Origin of the sequence: Streptomyces sp. NPDC048604, assembly GCF_043199435.1 — a bacterium.
Classification (GTDB): Bacteria; Actinomycetota; Actinomycetes; order Streptomycetales; family Streptomycetaceae; genus Streptomyces.
In genome coordinates, this window is record NZ_JBICVX010000006.1 from 341,300 (window position 1) to 360,909 (window position 19,610).

General features: G+C 69.5%; 19 protein-coding genes and 1 pseudogene. 4 read left to right on the forward strand and 16 right to left on the reverse strand.

Annotated elements, in window-relative coordinates; all coding sequences use genetic code 11:
* Positions 1–480: 480 nt before the first annotated feature.
* Entirely contained in the window at positions 481–1,521 is a 1,041-nt protein-coding gene (locus tag ACGFMM_RS15550) for a glycoside hydrolase family 5 protein (RefSeq protein ID WP_393646821.1), read from the reverse strand.
* 442 nt (positions 1,522–1,963) lie between these two features.
* Positions 1,964–2,223 (reverse strand): annotated as a pseudogene (locus ACGFMM_RS15555) (transposase family protein); the annotation flags it as partial.
* Positions 2,224–2,412: 189 nt separating this feature from the next.
* Here ACGFMM_RS15555 and ACGFMM_RS15560 point away from each other — a divergent pair.
* The gene (locus ACGFMM_RS15560) at positions 2,413–3,351 is read left to right on the forward strand and encodes a MerR family transcriptional regulator (protein ID WP_393646823.1); all 939 of its coding nucleotides are present in this window, start codon (positions 2,413–2,415) and stop codon (positions 3,349–3,351) included.
* A gap of 146 nt (positions 3,352–3,497) precedes the next feature.
* On the forward strand, positions 3,498–3,992 hold the full coding sequence (locus tag ACGFMM_RS15565; protein ID WP_393646953.1) for a GNAT family N-acetyltransferase: 495 nt from the start codon (positions 3,498–3,500) through the stop codon (positions 3,990–3,992).
* Between the two features lie 330 nt (positions 3,993–4,322).
* Here the strand turns inward: ACGFMM_RS15565 and ACGFMM_RS15570 are convergent, their stop codons facing one another.
* Complete coding sequence (locus ACGFMM_RS15570; protein ID WP_393646825.1) at positions 4,323–4,595, reverse strand: hypothetical protein; 273 nt, start codon at positions 4,593–4,595, stop codon at positions 4,323–4,325.
* A 75-nt stretch (positions 4,596–4,670) separates the two neighbouring features.
* Positions 4,671–5,096, reverse strand: coding sequence for a hypothetical protein (locus ACGFMM_RS15575; protein WP_393646827.1), 426 nt, complete (start codon positions 5,094–5,096; stop codon positions 4,671–4,673).
* A 303-nt stretch (positions 5,097–5,399) separates the two neighbouring features.
* On the opposite strand from ACGFMM_RS15575, the gene ACGFMM_RS15580 reads away from it, so the two are divergent.
* On the forward strand, positions 5,400–5,789 hold the full coding sequence (locus ACGFMM_RS15580) for a hypothetical protein (protein WP_393646829.1): 390 nt from the start codon (positions 5,400–5,402) through the stop codon (positions 5,787–5,789).
* Positions 5,790–6,052: 263 nt separating this feature from the next.
* Here the strand turns inward: ACGFMM_RS15580 and ACGFMM_RS15585 are convergent, their stop codons facing one another.
* Both ACGFMM_RS15585 and ACGFMM_RS15590 read right to left on the reverse strand, forming a co-directional pair.
* Complete coding sequence (locus tag ACGFMM_RS15585; protein ID WP_393646830.1) at positions 6,053–6,253, reverse strand: hypothetical protein; 201 nt, start codon at positions 6,251–6,253, stop codon at positions 6,053–6,055.
* 677 nt (positions 6,254–6,930) lie between these two features.
* A complete protein-coding gene (locus ACGFMM_RS15590; RefSeq protein ID WP_393646831.1) occupies positions 6,931–7,935 on the reverse strand; it encodes a helix-turn-helix transcriptional regulator in 1,005 nt (334 codons plus the stop codon).
* A 117-nt stretch (positions 7,936–8,052) separates the two neighbouring features.
* Between ACGFMM_RS15590 and ACGFMM_RS15595 the strand changes: the two genes are divergently transcribed.
* Complete coding sequence (locus ACGFMM_RS15595) at positions 8,053–9,294, forward strand: FAD-dependent oxidoreductase (protein ID WP_393646832.1); 1,242 nt, start codon at positions 8,053–8,055, stop codon at positions 9,292–9,294.
* 62 nt (positions 9,295–9,356) lie between these two features.
* Here ACGFMM_RS15595 and ACGFMM_RS15600 read toward each other — a convergent pair whose 3' ends face one another.
* The 10 genes from ACGFMM_RS15600 to ACGFMM_RS15645 all read right to left on the reverse strand — a co-directional run bounded on the left by ACGFMM_RS15600 (position 9,357) and on the right by ACGFMM_RS15645 (position 19,487).
* Positions 9,357–9,887, reverse strand: a complete 531-nt coding sequence (locus ACGFMM_RS15600; RefSeq protein ID WP_393646833.1) for a GNAT family N-acetyltransferase — start codon at positions 9,885–9,887, stop codon at positions 9,357–9,359.
* Between the two features lie 107 nt (positions 9,888–9,994).
* On the reverse strand, positions 9,995–10,753 hold the full coding sequence (locus ACGFMM_RS15605; RefSeq protein ID WP_393646834.1) for a MerR family transcriptional regulator: 759 nt from the start codon (positions 10,751–10,753) through the stop codon (positions 9,995–9,997).
* 117 nt (positions 10,754–10,870) lie between these two features.
* Positions 10,871–12,130 (reverse strand): vanadium-dependent haloperoxidase, encoded by a 1,260-nt coding sequence (locus ACGFMM_RS15610; protein ID WP_393646835.1) that lies wholly within the window; start codon positions 12,128–12,130, stop codon positions 10,871–10,873.
* Between the two features lie 115 nt (positions 12,131–12,245).
* A complete protein-coding gene (locus ACGFMM_RS15615; protein WP_393646836.1) occupies positions 12,246–13,145 on the reverse strand; it encodes a TauD/TfdA dioxygenase family protein in 900 nt (299 codons plus the stop codon).
* An 89-nt stretch (positions 13,146–13,234) separates the two neighbouring features.
* Positions 13,235–13,603 carry a 4Fe-4S dicluster domain-containing protein gene (locus ACGFMM_RS15620; RefSeq protein WP_393646837.1) on the reverse strand — a complete coding sequence of 123 codons (369 nt, stop codon included), beginning with the start codon at positions 13,601–13,603 and terminating at the stop codon, positions 13,235–13,237.
* Positions 13,600–15,207, reverse strand: a complete 1,608-nt coding sequence (locus tag ACGFMM_RS15625; protein ID WP_393646838.1) for an FAD-dependent oxidoreductase — start codon at positions 15,205–15,207, stop codon at positions 13,600–13,602. The genes ACGFMM_RS15620 and ACGFMM_RS15625 overlap by 4 nt, the downstream gene beginning before the upstream one ends.
* A complete protein-coding gene (locus ACGFMM_RS15630) occupies positions 15,204–16,559 on the reverse strand; it encodes an LLM class flavin-dependent oxidoreductase (RefSeq protein WP_393646839.1) in 1,356 nt (451 codons plus the stop codon). The genes ACGFMM_RS15625 and ACGFMM_RS15630 overlap by 4 nt, the downstream gene beginning before the upstream one ends.
* Before the next feature lie 69 nt (positions 16,560–16,628).
* Complete coding sequence (locus tag ACGFMM_RS15635; RefSeq protein ID WP_393646840.1) at positions 16,629–17,570, reverse strand: ABC transporter permease; 942 nt, start codon at positions 17,568–17,570, stop codon at positions 16,629–16,631.
* Positions 17,567–18,418 carry an ABC transporter ATP-binding protein gene (locus tag ACGFMM_RS15640; protein ID WP_393646841.1) on the reverse strand — a complete coding sequence of 284 codons (852 nt, stop codon included), beginning with the start codon at positions 18,416–18,418 and terminating at the stop codon, positions 17,567–17,569. The genes ACGFMM_RS15635 and ACGFMM_RS15640 overlap by 4 nt, the downstream gene beginning before the upstream one ends.
* Positions 18,419–18,422: 4 nt before the next feature.
* Complete coding sequence (locus ACGFMM_RS15645) at positions 18,423–19,487, reverse strand: ABC transporter substrate-binding protein (protein WP_393646842.1); 1,065 nt, start codon at positions 19,485–19,487, stop codon at positions 18,423–18,425.
* Between the last annotated feature and the right edge of the window lie 123 nt (positions 19,488–19,610).

The window sequence follows — 19,610 nt, forward strand, 5'->3', positions numbered from 1 at the left end:
AGGGCACTCCGGAGGTCCGACCTGGCCGCGCTCGCGGCGGTGCGGGATGAGGAGCCGGGATACGACACGGCGGAGCCGGACCGCGTCGAGGTGGCGCAGAGCAGCGGTGAGGCCCCGTTCGGGGATCACTACTGATCAGTCCGGCCGCATGGCATCGCCCGGGTCAGAGAGAAGCCGCGGCTGTGGGAGCAGGTGGCGATCCGGAGCGACGCGCTGCGCGGTGACGGAGAACTCTGCTCGGCCATCTGCCCGGCTTCGAGGACCCGCGGCTTGTACCGATCCAGCTGCCCCACCGGACCGACGACCACTGGCTAGCCATGGAATTCGCACCAGGCACGACACTGGATGAGGACCGGCTGCTGTTCACCGCGCACTACGCCGCCAAGCTCACACCGCCGACCGACACCTTCTGCGGCCTACTGCTGGACGAGTGGACCGATCAGTCCGGCCCGTCCGTGTGGGGGTCGGTCGGGACGCCGTTCACGCGTAGAGGTAGCCCCTCGGGGCGGTGCCGCCATTGCCGCCGGTGCTACCTCCGCTGGCGTAGATGGTGGCCTCTTTCGCGGTGGTTGCGATGCCGTCGGTGCCGCTGAAAATGCGTTTGCCCCAGTCAGTCAGGGAGTTGGCCTTGAAGTTGTCAACCATGTCCAGGTAGCCGCCAGTGTTGCCGCTCCAGGACCAGCCCAGGTATCCCAGGCTGAGTTCCTCCGCGGTGGCCATGATCGCGTCCTCGTTGGGGTTGCCGTCGGTGTGCCAGTCGCCGAACTCACCTATCAGGATCGGCAATCCGGCGCTGTCGAAGAAGTCGAGGTAGTCCCGCACCGTATCGGCGTTTTCGTAGACCCCGTACATGTGGATCGAGAAGATCGTGTTCCGGTTGGGGTCGGCGTCGAAGACCGTGTGGGCGTGGTTGCGCATGGTACCCGAATAATCCTGACCCCAGTTGGGGGCGTCGACCATGATGGCGTGGCGGAAGCCGGCGCCTCGCAGCTTCCGGATGGCGGCGCTGGTGTCGGAAGTCCAGCGCTCGTAATACTTGTTGCCGTGCGGCTCGTTGCCGATATTGATGACGACGTACTTCTCCTGGCCCTGCAGTGCTCCTTTGACCTTGATCCAGTAATCGGCGGCCTCGGAGAGCGTGGCGGCGCCGCTCACCTCGCCGTAGCCGGTGGTGTCGTGCACCTCCAGCACGCAGATCAGCCGGTTCCGCTTGCACAGCCGGACGATGGTAGAGACCTCAGCGGCGCTGGTCATCGGCCAATGATGGCCGCTGGAGAGCACCACGCGGACGGTGTTGGCGTCCTTCGCCTTAATGTCGGCGAGGGAGCCCGTCCGGTCGGTATACCAAGCGTGAGGATGGTTGACGCCGCGCATCACAAAGTCGTTGCCATTGGCCTCGACGACACGTCCGTTGCTGACGCGGATACCGGTGGCGGCCTCGGCCTCATCGGCGGTTCCGGACGCGGACGCCAGCGACGTGGCCGCCTCCGTGGGCAGCAGATGCCCTGGTCGCTTCTGCATGTTCCCTCCTCGGATATCGCGCTCTCGCCGTAGTCACGGCCGGTGCGCTCGGCTGGACGGGCCACTCCCGCGTAAGGCTCGTGAGCCGAGCTGACTGCTGCCGGAACTGGCGGGCGCGGCATCCGTTCGCATCTGGCAGGGATCATCGACTCGCTACTGGAAGGAGCGGGGACGCGCTGATAACGGCCGGCCATGCCTGCTGGGCGATCAGGCTTGTGGCCCGCATTGCACCGGTGTGATCGCAGCCGGGCTTTCGGCGAGTGCGAGGAGGCCGGCCTCGGCCGCAATCGGGATGGCGCACCGAACATCTCTCACTGCATCACACCCAACATGTGGGCGCAAATGGAGTAGTAAACGTGGTTGATCGGTCGGAAATCAGCGCATAGACAAGTGAAACTGGAACCAATAGCTGAGCCTTTTCATCCGCAGGCACTGAGCTTCTTCAGCGTTGCCGCTCCAGAGTGAGGACGGCTTTGGCGATTGACATCATGCGGTTCGGACGCATCGGGATCTGCGGAAGATCCGCCAGGACTTCAAGCGGGCGACGCCGCGTTCGACCGGTGCCCGTGCCGCGGCCAGGGCCCGGTTGACGGTCTTCTCGGTGGGTGTGAGTTCCTGCAGGGGCCTGCGTTTGATGCCCGTGGTCAGCCAGGGGACTGCGCCCTGGTAGGCGAGGTCGGCCAGGATGGGGACGCCCCGCTGAAGATCCTTAGTGATGCAAAGGGACAGCGGCCGTGCACAGCTGTCGCCGGCAAGGTGGACTTTCGTGCCCAGGCCGCCTCGGGAGCGGCCGTCCGGAGGAGTTGTCAAGACTTGTGGAGGAGGAGTGGTTGTCTGCTGGCAGGCGAAGGGGCTTGAGTCTCCAGTGGGGGGAGACGTAAAGGTGGGGGCATGGACGGTGACACGCTCTACTCGATCGGCGAGCTCGCTCGGCGGACCGGTCTCACGGTCAAGACCATTCGGTTCTACTCCGATCGCGGAATCGTGGCACCGACGGACCGCAGCCCGGCCGGCTACCGCCTCTACGACATCGACGCCGTCGCACGCCTGGACCTCGTGCGGACCCTGCGTGAGCTGGGACTGGACCTTCCCACGATCCGCAAGGTCGTGGACCGCGAGCTCTCGCTTCCCGAGGTCGCCGCGGCGCACGCCGAGGCACTGGCAGTGCAGATCCGTGTCCTGCGCCTGCGGCGCGCGGTGCTGACGGCGGTGGCCGAGCGCGGGTCCACACTTGAGGAGACGGAACTCATGCACCGGCTGGCCCAGCTCTCCGAGGACGAACGCCGACGTCTGATCGGCGATTTCCTCGACGCCGTCTTCGGTGGTCTTGACGCCGCCCCCGCATTCGCGGGGGTCATGCGCTCGATGACCCCCGAGCTGCCCGACGATCCGGAGGCGGAGCAGGTCCAGGCGTGGGTGGAGTTGGCCGAAATGTCCCTGGACCCGGATTTCCGCGCCGTCGTGCGGCGGATGCTCGAGGATCAGGCAGCCGAGCAGGCCCGAAGCGACACGATGGGCCCGCGCCGCGACATTGCCGCAGCCGTCCGTGACCAGGCCGGCCCGGCCCTGACCGCCGGTATTGACCCGGCCTCGCCCCAGGCCGATCCGATCGTCGCGGCGTTCACGGCGCACTACGCGCACCTCCTCGGCCGCCCCGACGACGTCGAGCTTCGCCGCCGGCTGGCGACTCGGCTGGAGAGCGTGAACGACCCGCGCAGGGAGCGATACCTCCAGCTGCTCGCAGTGGTCAACGGCTGGCCGGCCCCGGAGAGTCTGGCGCCGGTGTTCGACTGGTCCGTCCAGGCTCTGCGCGTCCGGACACAGCAATGACGGGGCGGTCGCAAGGCGGCATGGGCCGGACGCGGCCGGCGTCGGGTGAAAACGCCGCCGCACACGATCGGTTCATGAATGCCCCCGTCGTCCTTCAGGTGGCCGCGACGCCGGCCTCTCCCGCTCTCGTTCTTCGCCCCTGGCACATGGAGGACGTTGCCGCATTGGTCGAGGTGAGCCGGGATCCCGCATTGCGCCAGTGGGCGAGCTCTGTTGTGGACAACGATGCTGACGGGGCACGGTGGGTGCAGGCCCAGCAGCGGGGTTGGGCAGCGGGGGACCGGTTCGGCTTCGCGGTCCTTGAGGCACAACCCGGCTCAGTTCGCGAACAGTTGGTGGGCAATGTGGTCCTCAAGGAAGTCACCTCCCGCAAACCGGCGGCCGAGGTGGGTTACTGGACCGCGGCGCACGCTCGCGGGCGGGGAGTGGCCTCCCGCGCTCTGGAGGCACTCACCAGCTGGGCCTTCGACACCTTCGAAGCCGACGGGCTGGAGCGTCTCGAACTCCTGCACCAGGTGGACAACCTGGCATCGTGCCGGGTTGCGCAGAAGAGCCGGTACGACTTCGACAGCATCCTGCCCGCGGCGCCGCCCTCCTTCCCCCGCGATGGCCACCTGCACATACGGCGCACGAGTGCCTGAGATCCTCCCGGCTTCTGCGGATCGGCTGAGGCTGCTCACGCCGCGAGGGTCTCGGGGCGTTCGACGAGGTGGCCGCGTTCGAAGCGGGCCCCGCGGCTGAGGCGTCCAGACGCCCCAGCGCTGAACCCCGGTCCATACAGCTCCGCACATCGGCGAGCGCCTCGATCACCCCGAGCTCGTCGGAGCCCTGTGAAAGCCGCAACGCCACCCGACCGGCATGCCAGGCGAGGCGAGCGGTGCGCCCGGCCACGTAGTCCAGGGCGGGCTGGCTGCTGAACGCGTGTGCATACGGCGTCAACGGCACCCGATCCGGTCCGCGGTGGCTCTCGATCAGATCACGCACCGCTGCCACCGAACGCGCGGCATCCCCGATGCCCTCCCCGGCCCCAGCTCCGTCCGGTCGGGCGCGGGCAGCGACCCGCGCGCGACCCGCAGCGAGGCCTGCGCCTGGTCCAGCTGCAGAACGAGCTCGCCCAGCGCCTTCGAGGTCCGCAAGATCCTCTCGTCGCTCTCGCGCACCCGGTGCAGTTGGAGCCCCTCACCCAGCCGGCCGATGAGGTCGTCGAGATTTTTGACCAGCGCGGCCGCCTGACCCGGGTTCACCGCGCCGATCGGTGTGCCCGCGGCGGCCTGCAGTCGGGCGTCTGCCGTGTCGAAGAGGTCGCCCAGGGTTCGCCATCAGTGCCCCCGGACCGTCGCGAGGGCCACGGCACCAGCGTCGGCGTGCCCCGCTGCCGCGACCAGCACCGCCCGCGCCTCGTCGCTCTGACCGTCACTCAATCGCACGAGCGCGTCGCGTACCTCGTGCAGCAGTTCCACCCACGGTTCCAGCCCCTCCGGCCCGGCCTCGATGACCGATGCTTCGAGCGGCCGGCCGGACCCCGGCAGAGGCAGCAAGGCCCTGCCGGCCATGCAGGACTGCGAGGCCGCCAGCGCCTGCAGCTCGTCAGACCCCGCCTCCCAGGTGACAGTGCTGGCCACTCGCCGGGTCACGTCGAGGGCGTCCCAGGAAGCGACGAGAACCTGCCGCGGCTCGGACGAGGCGAGCATGCTCTTGGTCTCGGACAACATCGGATTCCCCCAATCAGGCTGGTCGTACAGCAACTTGATCGTCCCAGCGGACGTCACCGCGCCGCGCGCCCTGTGGATGACCTTCGGACGATGCCTCTCCGGTCCCCTCAGCGCGCGATGGAACACGCTGGTGCCCGCCCGGTGTCAGTGCGGCTAGCTACTGAACTTGCATTCGTGATGTCGGTCATCGGCAGCTGACCGACATCACGAATGCAAGTTCAGTAACAACCTTGGCAGATCCGGCTCAACCCGGGCATGATCACTCCGAGTTGGCCGGGCGGGATATCCGCTGTAAGAGCCTGTGAGTCAAGAGAGTGAGGGACGCACATGTCCCGTATGAAGCGTGTTCTGTCTGTCATAGCCGGCGCTGCCGCCTGTGTCGCCCTGGCACAGGGCCCGGCGAACGCCGTCGGGTCCTACCAGTTTGCGTATGCGTCGAACGGCCGGGGATACGGAGCGTTCAACGCCACCGACGGCAACAAGTTCAAGGTCGCGGACACCAAGGCCGACGGCTACAGCATGGTGCTCCGCATCAAGTTCCCCGGCCGTGCTGAGATCACGTCATGCGACGACCGAAACGGCGCGAACAACGGCGTGGAGTACTGCACGATCTCGAACATTCCCCACAACACCACGTTCGAGTTCAAGGCCTGCGCGAAGGACTTTAGCGGCGGACTTCCCGGATGGATCGACTGCTCCGGGTGGATCAAGGACGTGACCAAGTAGGCAATGGGCCTCTTCGGTGTGGCCACTGCCTCCGCAGAACTTGGCCAGAATTCTGTACTTGATCGGGTGGCGTGGCCGCGCTCGGCGGATCGCATCGGATAAGGTGCGATACCCGACGTGTCAGGGCCTTGAGCTGCGCTAATTCGCGACTCAGGGCCCTGTCTTGGTCGAGGTGCTGGTTACGGCGTGCCGGGTGGGGTCGTCTGTTCACCAGGTGTGTTCTGGCGGATCAGCGCCGCCAGCTCACGACGTTCGTCCTCCGTCTATCGCAGCTTGAACTCCCGGCTGTCCGCCCGGGCTGCGGCCATGGCATGGAATGCCGCGCGGCCAAACCCCTCCAGGACGAGGAGCATGATTGACCCGATCGCGACGTAGAAGGCCGTCGCGGCCAGCCTCGGCGCCGGGTCCGGTTCGGCTGTCCCCACGTTCCCTGCCCACCACAGCACTTCGCTCTGCGTCCCCACGATGACACTGCACGTGACCAGCTAGACGATCGAGGCGAGCATCGGGGGCATCAGCTTCCAACACCGAGCTCGGATCGCTGTCTTGGGGTGCGGATCCCGCAGCGCCTCCGGTGAGGGCGTCGCGCCGCGCCGCTTCTCCTCGATTGCGTGGCCGCGAGCCGCCCCCGCCGATGGAGGTCACGCGCGGCTTGTACGTCGTGGAGGTCGGCGGCTGCGCGCGGGAGGCGTCGTTCAGGCCGCCGACGCACTGGGTGCATAAGGACAGGCGCCAGTTCCACTGCATGTGCGGGCCGGCTCTCCCCCTCTTCCACCGGACCAACGGCCTTCCGATGATGACCGCGTGCGCAGGGGCCAGTGCGTGCTGGCCCTGCGCGCCAGGGCCTGCTGAGCCGCCACTTCCGCCGCCGTCTGGAGATAGCGACGCAGTGCTGCTACTGCGGGGAGCGGACCGAGGCGGGGGATGGTTGGTCGCTGAGGGCGCACGTGGCGCGGCCGTGGGCCAGCGGTGCTCGGCGTGCGCGAGCAACCGTCGCGTCCCAGGGGCGGCCGTGGCGCCACGATCAGGTGATGGTGTCCTTCCGGTGGCTCCCGTGCCCCTTCGCATGTGCGCGGGAGCCACTCACCGCCTCGGTTTGACTCGGTGCGGCGGCAGGCTGTTGCCGGCCGTGGGGGCATGACTACGGTTTTCCTTCGGGGTCCGCGACGACCGTCAATCGGTGGGCAAGTCGGTGGCATGCCTGTGCGAGTTCGCGCGGGTGGAGGTCGGTGAGTTCGGTGTCGAAGGTGGCGAGGAGCCCAGCGATGCCGGCCCAGGACCAGGCTCCGAGGGTGAGCCGGCAGTGCTCGGTGTCGAGGTGTTCGACGACCGAGCCGCTTGGTGCCCAGCGGGCGACGACGCCGGCCGGCAAGTTGAGTCGGGCACTGCCGGTGAACTCCCAGGCGGCGGGGGCATCGCCGCGCTCGTGACTGCTCATGACGAAGTGAGCGAGGTCGTCGTGGGGGAGTTGGCGCTGACTGAAGCGGTGTGTCGTGGGGCGGGTGCGGAGCCGGTCGACACGGTGCACGCGCCACTGGTGGTCTTCAAGGTCGTAGGCGACCAGGTACCACCGGCCGGCCCAGACGACCAGATGGTGGGGCTCGATGCGGCGGGCGGGCAGGAAGTCGTCGTCGCCGGGTTCGGGGCGTGAGCCGTCGGCGCGCAGCGTCTCGGTCACGAGTACGTGGCGGTGGCGCACCGCGGCCCCCACGGCGGTGAGCACGGTCGAGTCGATGGGGGGTGCCGGGAACTCCCAGTAGTTCTGCAGCGTGGTCAGGCGTAGGGATTTCATCGATTCCCGCAGCGCAGCGGGCATGGCCTGTTCCAGGGTGACCAGCGCCCGCGCCGCGTCGTCTCTCAGGCCGAACACCGTGCTCGGCGCGGTTTGCAGGGCCACCGCGACCGCAAGGGCCTGATCGTGGTCGAACACCAGCGGAGGGAGGGTGTGCCCTGTGCCGAGCCGGTATCCGCCGTCGGGCCCGTGGACGGTGGTGATCGGATATCCGAGCCGGCGCAGGGTCTCGATGTCACGGCGGACGGTGCGCTCGCTGACCCCGAGCGCGGTGGCGAGCTCGCGCAGTGGCCACAGGCGGCGCGATCCGAACAGGGACAGGAGCCGCAATGCCCGTCGTGAGGTGCTCGCCATCGTCACATCATGCCCATCGTCACATCATGCCCGGTAGTGGCCACTCGGTGTCCACTACCGGTGTCACGGTTGAGTTCCTGTGCAGGGCCAAACAGTGGTGGAAAGGGGCAGACAGGTATGCGTGTTGTCGTGGTCGGTGGCGGGATCGGTGGACTCGCTCTGGGGGCGGGGTTGCGTCGCAGGGGCTTCGAGGTGGCGGTGTTCGACCGCGATACCGACGTGGCGGCGACGGGCGGTTACCACATCACCCTGGACGAGCGGGCCCAGTCGGCGCTCCGGGAGCTGGTGGCGCCGGAGATCATGCAGCGGCTGATGGCGTCGGCCTCGGCACTGCGGCTGCGTGACCGCGACGCGTTCTGGGACCGTCGCGGCCGACTCCTCGGCCGCGGGCCGGATCTCGGCGGCGATTCCGGCATCGATGTCGATCGCATCACTCTTCGCACGCTGCTGGCCGAGGAGGTCGGCGATGACCTGCATCTGGGGCGGACGGTGTCCGAAGTGGGCCTGGGCGTCGACGGCGCACCCCGCGTACTGTTCACCGACGCCGCACGTGTCTCGGCGGATCTGGTGGTGGGCGCGGACGGCACCCATTCCCTGGTTGCCCGACACCTGGCGGGAGGCCGGACCAACAGCCCGGCAGGCATCGTAGGGTTCTCCGGCCGTACCCTCCGCACGGACCTGAGCCCCGGTGAACAGCACCGGCTCGGACCACGATCAGGGCTGGCGATCGGCCCACGGGGTGCAGCGCTGTACGTCGGCTTCCTCGACCCGGTGGGCAACGCGGTCCTCGATGCCCCTGAGTTGCGGATGTCCGTCACCACCGGCCCCTCCTACATCTGGGGCGCCATGCTCCCCGAATCCCACGCGACCGACTCCCTGCGTGAATTGCGAGACGGCGAGTTGCAGGCCGCGGTGCTGGGACGGTTCCGCGAGCAGGGCTGGGCCGAGCACACGCTTGAAGTCATCGCCCGCGCCGACCCGCACAGCGTGGCCGGGTACCGCTTCAATGCCGCCTCGACTCGCGCCACCGAGCTCGCGCCATGGCCTGCGGGCCGTATCACCGCGCTTGGCGACGCCGTCCACGCAACGCCGCCCACCGCCGGAATGGGGGCCGGCGCGGCAATCCGCGATGCTGCCGCCCTGCTTCAGCACCTGGGCCGCGTCAAGGACGGCGATACGACGACGGCCGAGGCCGTGAACCAGTTCGAGGCAGGCATGCGCCGGCGCGGCAGCGAGGTCCTCACCCTTGCCATGAGAACGGTCCGCTTGATCCTGGCCACCGACACCACACTCGGCGCCGCCGCTACCGCCGTGACCACCCCGGTCCTGGCCGCCGCCGCCCGGCTGTGTCATCGATGATCGATGCCGGCGTGAGCCGCGCGGCTCAGTCCTCGCGTCCCCGTCGTCATCCTCGTCCAGCCCTACCGTGTCGGGTTGATGCTGGTTGCGACCTCGCGGGTCATGCGCAGGTTCGGCAGCCTTCCTTGCCAAAGCTCTCGCTCGCCCGTGACCTTGAATCCGTGACGTTGGTAGAAGCGGACCGCGCTCTCGTTGTAGTCGGTGACCCACAGGGATATGGGTGCGGCTCCCGCCCAGGTGAGGAACTCGGTCATCATGCGGCCACCGAGTCCGTGGCCCTGGACGTGATTCAGCAGATACATCGGTCCGAGGGTGACCACTGCGCCACGGCGCCCGCAGAGAACGCCGACGATCTCGGTTTCGGAACGGACAACGCGGCAGAACAGCAGGTCTGGTTGCTGGTTCGCTGCCTCGATGAACTCCCGCCACTGGGTGATGCCCTCCACCGTGGCTGACGAGCTGCGATGCTCAAGGATCCAGTTCTCGTCGATCCCCACCTCCGGGTTGGGGTATGTCTGCAGCCAAGCCTTCAGCAGCAGCGGCCCCAACCATGCGGAGTCGTCCGGACGAGCGGCTTCGATCACGTAGGTCATGGCAACGATCATCGTCGAATGTGGTTCTTGGCTCGAACGTCGCCGGCTCGCCGCGACGCGGCGCAACCGCCATCGCGGTCCTCCCGCGACGGCGGTTGCGCCGTGTCTCAGTTCAGCCGGGTGGTGGCGTAGGTCTCGATGGCGTCGCGCTGGTACGCGGCCAGGCCCGGAGCGATGGCCTCGTAGGCGGTGCGCCACGTCTCGTTGTCGACGATGGAGCGTCCGATGGCCCGGTAGGTCTCGGCGGAGACGGCGCGCAGTTCGGTCAGTGCCCGGTACTGGGCGTTGATCTCGGCCTGGACCGGGTCGGCGTCGGCCGGGTGGCCTGCGGCCATGAGTTCAGCCAGCCGGATCATCTGCGCGGTGCGCTCACGGTGCGCGGCGTCGGCGTCGGCCTGGGTCATCGTGACGGCGCGTCGTCCGATCTCTTCGGCGAGTTCGGGGAAGTCGCGCATGTTCTCCTCGTACTGGGAGGGCGCCACGCCCTCGAAGAGGTTTTCCGGTCGGTTGATGGTCATGGAGTTGCCGTCCTTCCTGGACTGCTCCAGTTCGGCGATCGTGCGGGAGACGGTGCCGGCCAGTGCGTCGAGCCGGTCCCGTTCCGCGAGGAGGCGCTGGTGGTGGCCCCGCAGGGCATCCACCTCGTCGACCTGTTCGGACAGGATCCGGCCGATCTCCGGCAGCCCGACGCCCAGCGCCCGCAGCACGAGGATCTGTTGCAGCCGCAGGAGTTGGCGCTCCTCGTAGTAGCGGTGCCCATTGGTGCCGATCCGGGCCGGCGGCAGCAGGCCCGTCTCGTCGTAGTGGCGCAGTGTCCGGGCGGTGACGCCCGACATCCGGGCCACCTCCGCAATCGGCCAGTCCATCAGGGCTCCTGCACGTGTGTGTCGCCGGGCCGGTGTCTCCGGCCCTGGTCACGACGGTAGGAGCTGCCGCAACGGCAACTTCAACCCCGAGACCCATGTTCGCCTGGGAGGCACCGGTCACAGCCTGCCGAACAGCCGCCCGGAGTGGGCCAGCGCGTACCGGGCCACGTCGCCGCCGAGGTCGACTCCGGCCTCGTCCGCGGACCGGGTGTGGATGCCGGACCACACCCGGGCGTCGACGTTCTCGGCCGTGAGCCGGCGCCAGCTCGTGTAGCTGCGGGTCACGCCGGGCGCCGTGGGGCTGGACAGCTCGAAGGGGGCGGTCCGCGGGCCGACGAGCGCGGTCAGTACCGTCTCGGCCGCCCCGGCGTACGTGGCGTGGCCGCTCGGGTAGTCCGGGTGCGCAGGTGTGCTGTGGCGCGGCGTCCACGCGGGGTCGAGGTCGATGGCGCCGGTGCGCAGGGCGGTGACCGGACGCCAGCGCAGATGCGCGTACTTGCTGTCGGAGGTGGCGATCTGCGTGTCCACCAGGGCCGCATGGAACAGTGCCACGAGCCCGGCCCGCCGGTCGGTGGACGGGCCCGAGCGGGTCAGCGCGACGCGCAGGGGCTCGGTGTACAAGGTGAGCGAGGAGCCGTACCAGAAGTCGGCGGTCTCGGACTGCCGGGAGGTGCGGACCGTGCTGTCCGCCGCCCCGTACGCCCGTACCTCGGCCAGGTCGGCCCGGTAGCGGGCGGAGCCGACGGCGGGCGGCGGGCCCAGCCGGAACCGGTCGGCGCGCTCCAGCAGGAAGGGCTCGGCGAGCCGGTTGCCGTACTGGACGGCCGGGGCGTACGCCGGCGGCGTCGGCTGCCAGATGCCCGGGCCGGCGGGCGGCACCGTGAACGGGGCGTTCACCGAGGCCGGGTCGAGGCCGTCGCCCTGCCGGGCCGTCAGCACCTGTGCCGCCTGCCGGGCCCCGGCCGCGACGCCATGCTCCTCGGCGTACCCGTCCGGGATCGCGTCCAGCGTCCGCTCCAGCGCGGCGTCCAGCGCCTCGGTCCGGGCGGGCGCCAGGGCGACCAGCGCGTCGTGCACGGCCGAGGCGAGCGCTGCATCCTGGAACGCGCGGCGGTTCACGCCGGACGGCGCCAGCCGGGTCGCCCTGGCGGCGGCGAGCCAACTGATCGCCCACGTACGACTGTTGGTGATCTGGGTGGGGGCTCCTGCCGTGGCGATGGTCTCGGCCGTGATGTCGTACCAGTCCAGGACGACCGAACTGCGGGCCGGCGGGGCTGAGGCGGTCTCGACGGGGGCCGCGGGGACCGTGGAGGCGACGGTCAGCAGGGCGGACGCGGAGAGCGTCACCACGGCCGACCGGAGGCGGAACGAGGTCACAGGGGGTCCCTCCAAGGGGGATGGGGTGAAGGGTGAGGGCACGCCGACATGGCAGCGGCGACACGGCAGCCCCTACGCGGCCGCCGGGCAGAGTGCTCGCCCGGCGGCCGGGGGTTCAGGCCGCTGCGGGGGTGTAGTGGGTTGCGTCGTCGCCCTCGATGACGTGGCTGAGCGTGCCGTCGATCCCGGACGGGACGTCGCCGGCGACGGTCACCCGGTGCAGCAGTCGCGGGAGGTCGCCGTAGTCGTCGGGGGCGTAGTGCTGGGTGATGCGGTTGTCGAACAGGACGAGGTCGCCCGGCTGCCAGGCCACGCGCACGATGTTCTCCGGGCGGGTGACGTACGACTGGATGATGCGCAGCAGGTCGCGGGATTCGGAGGGGCCGAGGCCGACGATGCTCTGGGCGAAGCCGCCGATGAACAGCCCCGGCTCCCCGGTCTCGGGGTGGACCCGGACGACCGGGTGGGCGGTGCGGTACTTTCGGGAGACGAACTGCTTGCGGTGCTCGGCCGCCTTGTCGCTCTTCGGGGCGGCGTAGTCGTAATCGTTCGTGTGCACCGCCCACAGCCTGTCAGCCAGCTCACGCAGCGGCTCGGGCAGGTCCCGGTAGGCGGCGCCCGCATTGGCGATGAGGGTGTTGCCGCCGTAGGGCGGGACCACGATGCTGCGCAGCGTGGACGCCTTGGGCGGCGTACGGACGAAGGTGACGTCCGTGTGCCAGTGGTTGGCGCGGATTCCCTCGTCGCCGTCGACGGGCAGGATCTGGGGCTGACCGTCGACGGACGGCACGGTCGGGTGAGCGGTGGTGAGCTCGCCGAAGAGGGAGGCGAAGCGGAGCTGGCCCGCGTCGTCGAGCCGCTGGTCGCGGAAGACGAGCGCCTTGTGTTCCAGGAGCGCGGAGTTGATCTCGGTGACGACGGCGGGGTCGAGGTCGGTGCCGAGGTCCACACCGAGGATCTCCGCGCCGATGCGGCCTCCGATCCTGCGGACGTCGAAGCCGGTGCTGGTGGTCATGTGCGGGGTCCTTTCACGAGGTGCTTTCACGAGGTGCTTTCACGAGGTGCTTTCGGGAGGTGGATTCGGGAGGTGGATTCGGGAGGTGATCAGGACGTGATGGGCAGTGAGGAGCCCTTTGCCCCCGGTGGTCCGAGGGGAGGGCCGACGGCTCGCAGCGCGCCGGGTGTGCGGCCGCGTCCCCAGCCGATGTGCCGGCGGTAGCTGCCGAGCAGGCCGCTACGGGCCAGGTGCTCCTCGTCCCGGGCGGTGGGGTCGTCGGGCAGCGGGCGGGTCTGGGGTGCGACGTACAGCGCGTCGGCCGGGCAGTTCGCCTCGCACTGGAAGCAGGTCTGGCAGTCGTCGCGGCGGGCGAGCACCGGGACGCCGTCCTCACCCCGGTCGAAGACGTCGGTGGGGCAGACCCTGATGCACTTGTCGCAGGTGATACAGCGTTCCGCCGAGACCAGTTCGATCATGAAGCCACCTCCAGTGGTAGCGCCGCCGGTGCGGTTGTCAGGGGCTCGGGCCGGGTCCACACCCGGTCGAGGCCGCCGGTGACGATGCGGTGGTGCTGTCCGGGATCCTGCGTCGGGAAGTCGATTCGCCTGGCCATGCCGCGGGTCTCGGTGCGGGCCAGCGCCGCCGCGTACATCCAACGGGCGTGCGCCGCCATCGCCGACGCCTGCCGGGCCCGTACGACGTCCCCGCCCTCGGCGTGCAGGGTGGCGCGCAGCTCCTGCCAGACGCTGTCGAGCACGCGCAGAGAGGCGGTGAGCTGCTCGCCGTGGCGCAGATAGTTCTTCTCGTAGGGCAGCACCTCGGCCTGGACCGCGGCGACGACCTCACGGAAGCCGCCGGCCGGGCCCGGTGTGCCGGTGGGCCGGATCCCGGCCCCGCCCGCGGGGACCGTACGGCGCGTGGCGGAACGGAATCCCAGCGAGAAGGCGTGGCGGGCCGCACCCTGACCCGCCCACGTGCCGGAGGAGACGGCCCACGCGGCGTTGTGGCTGCCACCACCGGTGAATCCGCCGCAGATCAGCTCACGGGTGGCGGCGTCCCCGGCCGCGTACAGGCCGGGGACGGTGGTGGAGCAGTCGTCGCCCGTGATGCGGATGCCGCCGGTGCCGCGCACGGTGCCCTCGGCGAGCAGGGTGATGGCGAAGCGTTCCGTGAAGGGGTCGATGCCGAGGCGGTCGAAGGTGAGGAAGAAGTTTGGCTGGGCCAGCCGCATCGCCTGCCGGGCGGCCGGGTCCGCCCGGTCCAGGCGGCAGTACACCTTCTCGCTGAGCAGCGTCCTGGCGATCACGGACCGGCCACCCTGACTGGCCGCACCCTCCAGGACCGTGCCGTCCTCGCGGTAGAAGGTCGCGAAGGAGTAGAACGCGGTCTTGGTGACGGAGGTGCCCTCGGGCGCGATGCCGTACGCGTTGGAGAACTCCATGCCGGACAGTTCCGCGCCCGCCTCGGCTGCGAACAGCGCGCCGTCGCCGGTGTTGACGTTGCAGCCCAGCGCACCGCTGAGGAACGCGCAGCCGCCGGTGGCCAGGACGACCGCCCCGGCGCGCACCCGGTACGGCTGCCCGGCCTGCCGTCGGTGGCCCCTGGCCCCGGCGACCGCCCCGGAGGGGTCGGTGAGCAGCTCGGTGACCGGGCTGTGGTCGAGGATGCGCGCCCCGGCCCGCTGGACGCGGATGCGCATCCTGCGCATGTACTCCGGCCCCTGCACGCCGTTCCTGAGCTGCTTTCCGTCCGGCCCTGTCGGGAAGGGGTAACGCCCGGCCGCCGCCAGCTCGTTCATGCCCGCGTACGTCTGGTCCAGCACCCGTGCCATCCAGCGCCGGTCGGCCAGAAACCCGCCCAGTGCCTCCCGGCTCGCCATGGCCGCCTCGCGCGCGGCACGTTCCGGCGGGACGTACCAGACTCCGGTGCCACTCGAGGCGGTGGCGCCGCTCGTGCCGCAGTAGCCCTTGTCGGCGAGGACCACGTCCGCCCCGGCCTGCGCCGCCTTGAGCGCCGCCCACGTCGCCGCGGGGCCACCCCCGACCACGAGGACGTCCGTGGTGAGGTCGAGCCCGGTCATACGGGCCGTCCCTCTGCCGTGGCCGCCGCGTTCGGCCGGCCGGCGGGGCGGGCCAGGCCGTAGTGCTCGCGCAGGGTGCGGCCGTTGTACTCGGTACGGAAGAGGCCGCGGTACTGCAGGATCGGTACGACCTGGTCGACGAAGTCCGCAAGGCCGCTCGGCAGAAGGGGCGGCATGATGTTGAAGCCGTCGGCGGCGCCGTGGGTGAACCACTCCTGGAGCTCATCGGCTATCTGCTCCGGAGTGCCGGCGAAGACGCGGTGGCCGCGTCCGGCGCCGAGGCGGGCGATGAGCTGGCGTACGGTGAGGCCGTCGCGGCGGGCGAGTTCGGCGACGAGCGTGAACCGGCTCTTGTTGCCGTTGATGTCCCGCTCCTCGGGCAGCTCGGGCAGCGGCCCGTCCAGCGGCAGCCCCGTCAGGTCGGTGCCGAGCATCCCGGACAGCTGGGCGAGCCCGTACTCGGGGATCTGCAGCTCCGTGAGCTCCTGCTCCAGTGCGCGTGCCTCGGCTTCGGTCGAACCGATGACGGGGGCGATGCCGGGGAGCACCAGCAGCTGGTCCTCGCTGCGGCCGTGGCGCGCGAGCCGGGACTTGAGGTCCTTGTAGAAAGCCTGGCCGTCGGCAAGGGTCTGCTGAGCGGTGAAGACGGCCTCGGCGTACTGTGCGGCGAACTCCTTGCCGTCCTCCGACGAACCGGCCTGCACCAGCAGCGGGTGGCCCTGCGGACTGCGTGGAACGTTCAGCGGACCCTGCACCCCGAAGTGTTCCCCACGGTGATCGATCGCCCGCACCCGGTCGGTGTCCGCGTAGACGCCGCCCTCGCGGTCGAGCAGGATCGCGTCGTCGTCCCAGCTGTCCCACAGCTTGGTGGCGACTTCGACGAACTCCCGGGCCCGCTCGTAGCGCAGCCGGTGCTCCAGGTGCTCGTCCCGGCCGAAGTTGCGGGCCTCGTTCACGGTGCCGGAGGTGACGATGTTCCAGCCGGCCCGGCCACCGCTGATGTGGTCCAGGGAGGCGAACTTGCGGGCGGTGTGGAAGGGCTCGCTGAAGGTGGTGGAGACGGTGGCGATGAGGCCGACGCGCTCGGTGACCGCCGCCAGCGCGGACAGCAGGGTGAGCGGTTCGAAACCACCGAGCGCGTTGTACCGGGCGTTCCCCCACAGGGCGAGACCATCGGCGAGGAAGACCGAGTCGAGCAGACCGCGCTCGGCGGTCTGCGCGAGCTGCTGGAAGTAGCGGAGATCGGTGACCCGTTCGGGCTGGGTAAGGGGGTGGCGCCAGGCGGCATCGTGGTGGCCGGCGTTCATCAGGAAGGCGTTGAGATGCAGTCGGCGGGGACTGGTCGCGGTCATGGGGGTTCCTCGGATCGGGGGCGGTGGGACGATCGGGGACTGCCGGGGGAGGGGAGGAGGGCGGCCGGATCAGTCGCCGGTGGATACGCGCCAGGAGCTGAGCCGGCGTTCCACGGCCACCAGGAGCTGGTTGAACGTCACGCCGATGGCGGAGATCGTGATGATGCCCGCGTACATCTGCGGGATCGCGAAGTTGTACTGCGAGGCGTTGATCAGATAGCCGAGCCCCGCCTTCGCACCGATCATCTCGGCCGCGACCAGCACCAGGATCGACACCGCTCCGGCCAGCCGGATGCCGGTGAACATCACCGGCACGGCGGAGGGCAGGACGACCTTCTGGAACAGACGGGGCGCGGACAGGTCCATCGACTTCGCGAGCTTCAGCAGCGTGGGGTCGACATGGCGTACGGCGCTGATCGTGTTGAGAAGGATCGGCCACGTGCACGCGTACACCACGATGGAGATCTTCGAGGTCTCCCCGATGCCGAGCAGCAGGACGAAGACCGGCAGCAGCGCCAGCGCTGCGGTGTTGCGGAACACCTCGAGCAGCGGACCGAGCAGATCGGCGAGGGGCCGGTACCAGCCGATCAGCAGACCGAGGGGTACGGCGACGGCCAGGGCCAGACCGAACCCGCTGAACGAGCGCACCAGGCTGGCGTAGGTGTTGTCGGCGAGCTGGCCGTCGGCCGCCAGCTCCCACCAGGCGGCGGCGACCTCGGTGAACGGGGGCAGGAAGGTCCGGTCGACCAGTTCGAGCCGTGGCGCGGTCTCCCACAGCAACAGCAGGGCCGCGATCGCCACGGACTTGGTGGCCCCGGTCGCCAGGAGGGACGTCAGCCGTCGGACCGGCAGGCGGACACGGGCCGCCCGAGAGGCACCTCGACGCGATGGCGGCGACGGTGCCGAGGGAGGGACGGAGGAGGAGACGGAGGGCGTAGGGATGCCTTCGGCGAGGCTCGCCGGGCCCGGCGGGGGAGTCTTCTCGATGGACGTGCCGGTCGTCAGGCTCATACGGAAGCCTCCTCCTTCTCCAACTGCTGGGCCCTGGCCACCTCGTCGTGCAGCAGCGCCCAGATCTTGTGCCGGTGGTGTGCGAACTCGGGGCTGGAGCGGACGTCGTCCGTGGTCGTGCGGGAGTCGAGGGCGACCGGCACGATCTGCTTGATGCGGCCCGGCCTGGACGTCATGACGGCGACGCGCTGCCCCAGGTAGACGGCCTCGTCGATGCTGTGCGTGATGAAGACCACGGTCTTTCCGGTGCGCTGCCAGATGCGGAGCAGTTCGTCCTGCAACGACTCACGGGTCTGGGCGTCCAGCGCGGCGAACGGCTCGTCCATGAGCAGCACGTCCGGGTCGTAGGCGAGGCTTCGGGCGATCGCCACCCGCTGCCGCATCCCGCCCGACAGCTCATGCGGATGCCGGTTCTCGAACCCGGAGAGGCCGACCAGATCCAGGAACTCCCTGGCCCGTGCGGCTCGTTCGCGGCGTGGAACGCCGGTCGCCTCCAGGCCGAACTCGACATTTCCCTGCGCTGTGCGCCAGGGCAGCAGCGCGTACTGCTGGAAGACGATGCCGCGGTTCAGGCCGGGACCGGTGACGGGTTCGCCGTCGAGCAGGATCCGTCCGCCGGCGGGCCGGGTGAGGCCGCCGAGCAGATCCAGCAGTGTCGACTTGCCGCATCCGCTGGGGCCGACCAGGACGACGAACTCGCCCGCCGCTATCTCCAGGTCGATGCCGTCGACGGCCGTGAACTCCCTGGACTTGTCGGTCCCCGAACCTCCCTTCGCCGTCGCGTCCTTGACCGTGAAGACCTTCCGTACGCCCTCGAGCACGATCTTGGGTGTCGTGGATGCCGGCATGGGATCAGCTCCCGCTCGTCGGGGCGGAGGAGCTCGGTGAGGCGGGCGCTGTGCCGCCCGCACCGGCGGTGTTGAACTCATTGGTGTAGAGGTCGCCCAACGTGACCTGGCCCTTGCGGATGTCGCCGCGCTCGGCCAGCCAGTCGATCCAGAGCCGGAGTTCCTTGCCGGTGATCCGGCCCGCCGTCTCGGCGACGCCGTAGGACCGCCAGTACTGCAGGGGCGCGGTGTCCTCGCTCCGTCCGCGCTTCTTCACGATGTCCGTCATCCGGGCGATGACCTCTTCGTGCGGAGTGGTGCGCGACCACTCGATGGCCCGTCCCACCGCGGTGACGAAGGTCCGGGCGGTGTCGGGGTTCTGCTTCAGGAAGCGGTCCGTCATCACGAACGTGCCGGCGCTGAATGCGCCGAGCAGGTCGAAGTCGGTGAACAGCGGGCGGATTCCCCCGGTTGCCAGGGCCTTGTCGCGCAGAATGCCGCCGAGCACGGCCACCTCGATCTGCTTCTGGCGCAGCGCCTGCTCGGTGTTCACCGGAGGCACGACCAGCGGCTCGACCTTGTCGATCTGCGCCCGGGACAGGCCGCCTCGTTGGAGAAAGATGTCGAGCATGGCCTCCGCGTGGGCTCCGAGCGTGTTCATCCCGATCTTCTTGCCGATCAGATCGCGGGCGGAGCGGATCGGGCTGTCCGCGAGGACGTAGTAGCCGTTGTAGGCGTGCTTGTCGGAGCCGTAATAGCTGATGACAGCCTTGATAGGGGTCTTGTTCGCGGCCAGTTTGACGACCGCGCCGTTGAACGCGCCGCCGAAGTCCGTCTGGCCGGTGGCCGCTGACTGGATGTCCTGCGGCCCGCTGATCGTGTTGCCGACCCACTCCAGCTTCACATCCTCCAGGTAGCCGAGGTCCTCGGCCAGCTCGGGCAACGTGACCTGTCCTGCCCAGCCCTGATACCGGAGGGTCCGGGTCTGGCCCTTGCCGGAGGCGCCTGTTGCGGTCGTGCAGCTCACCGCGACCGCGGAGAGACCGATCAGAGTGAGGAACTGTCGTCGGGTCGACGCCGTCGTGGTCATGGAAGGTCCTGTTCACGTTCGATGGAGCGGCGGGAGTGTGTCTCTGCTCTGTCTCTGCTGAGTTCTTCCGCGCACATTGCGAGAACTGACATCGAGACGGTTGTCCGGCCTGAAGCAAGCGCG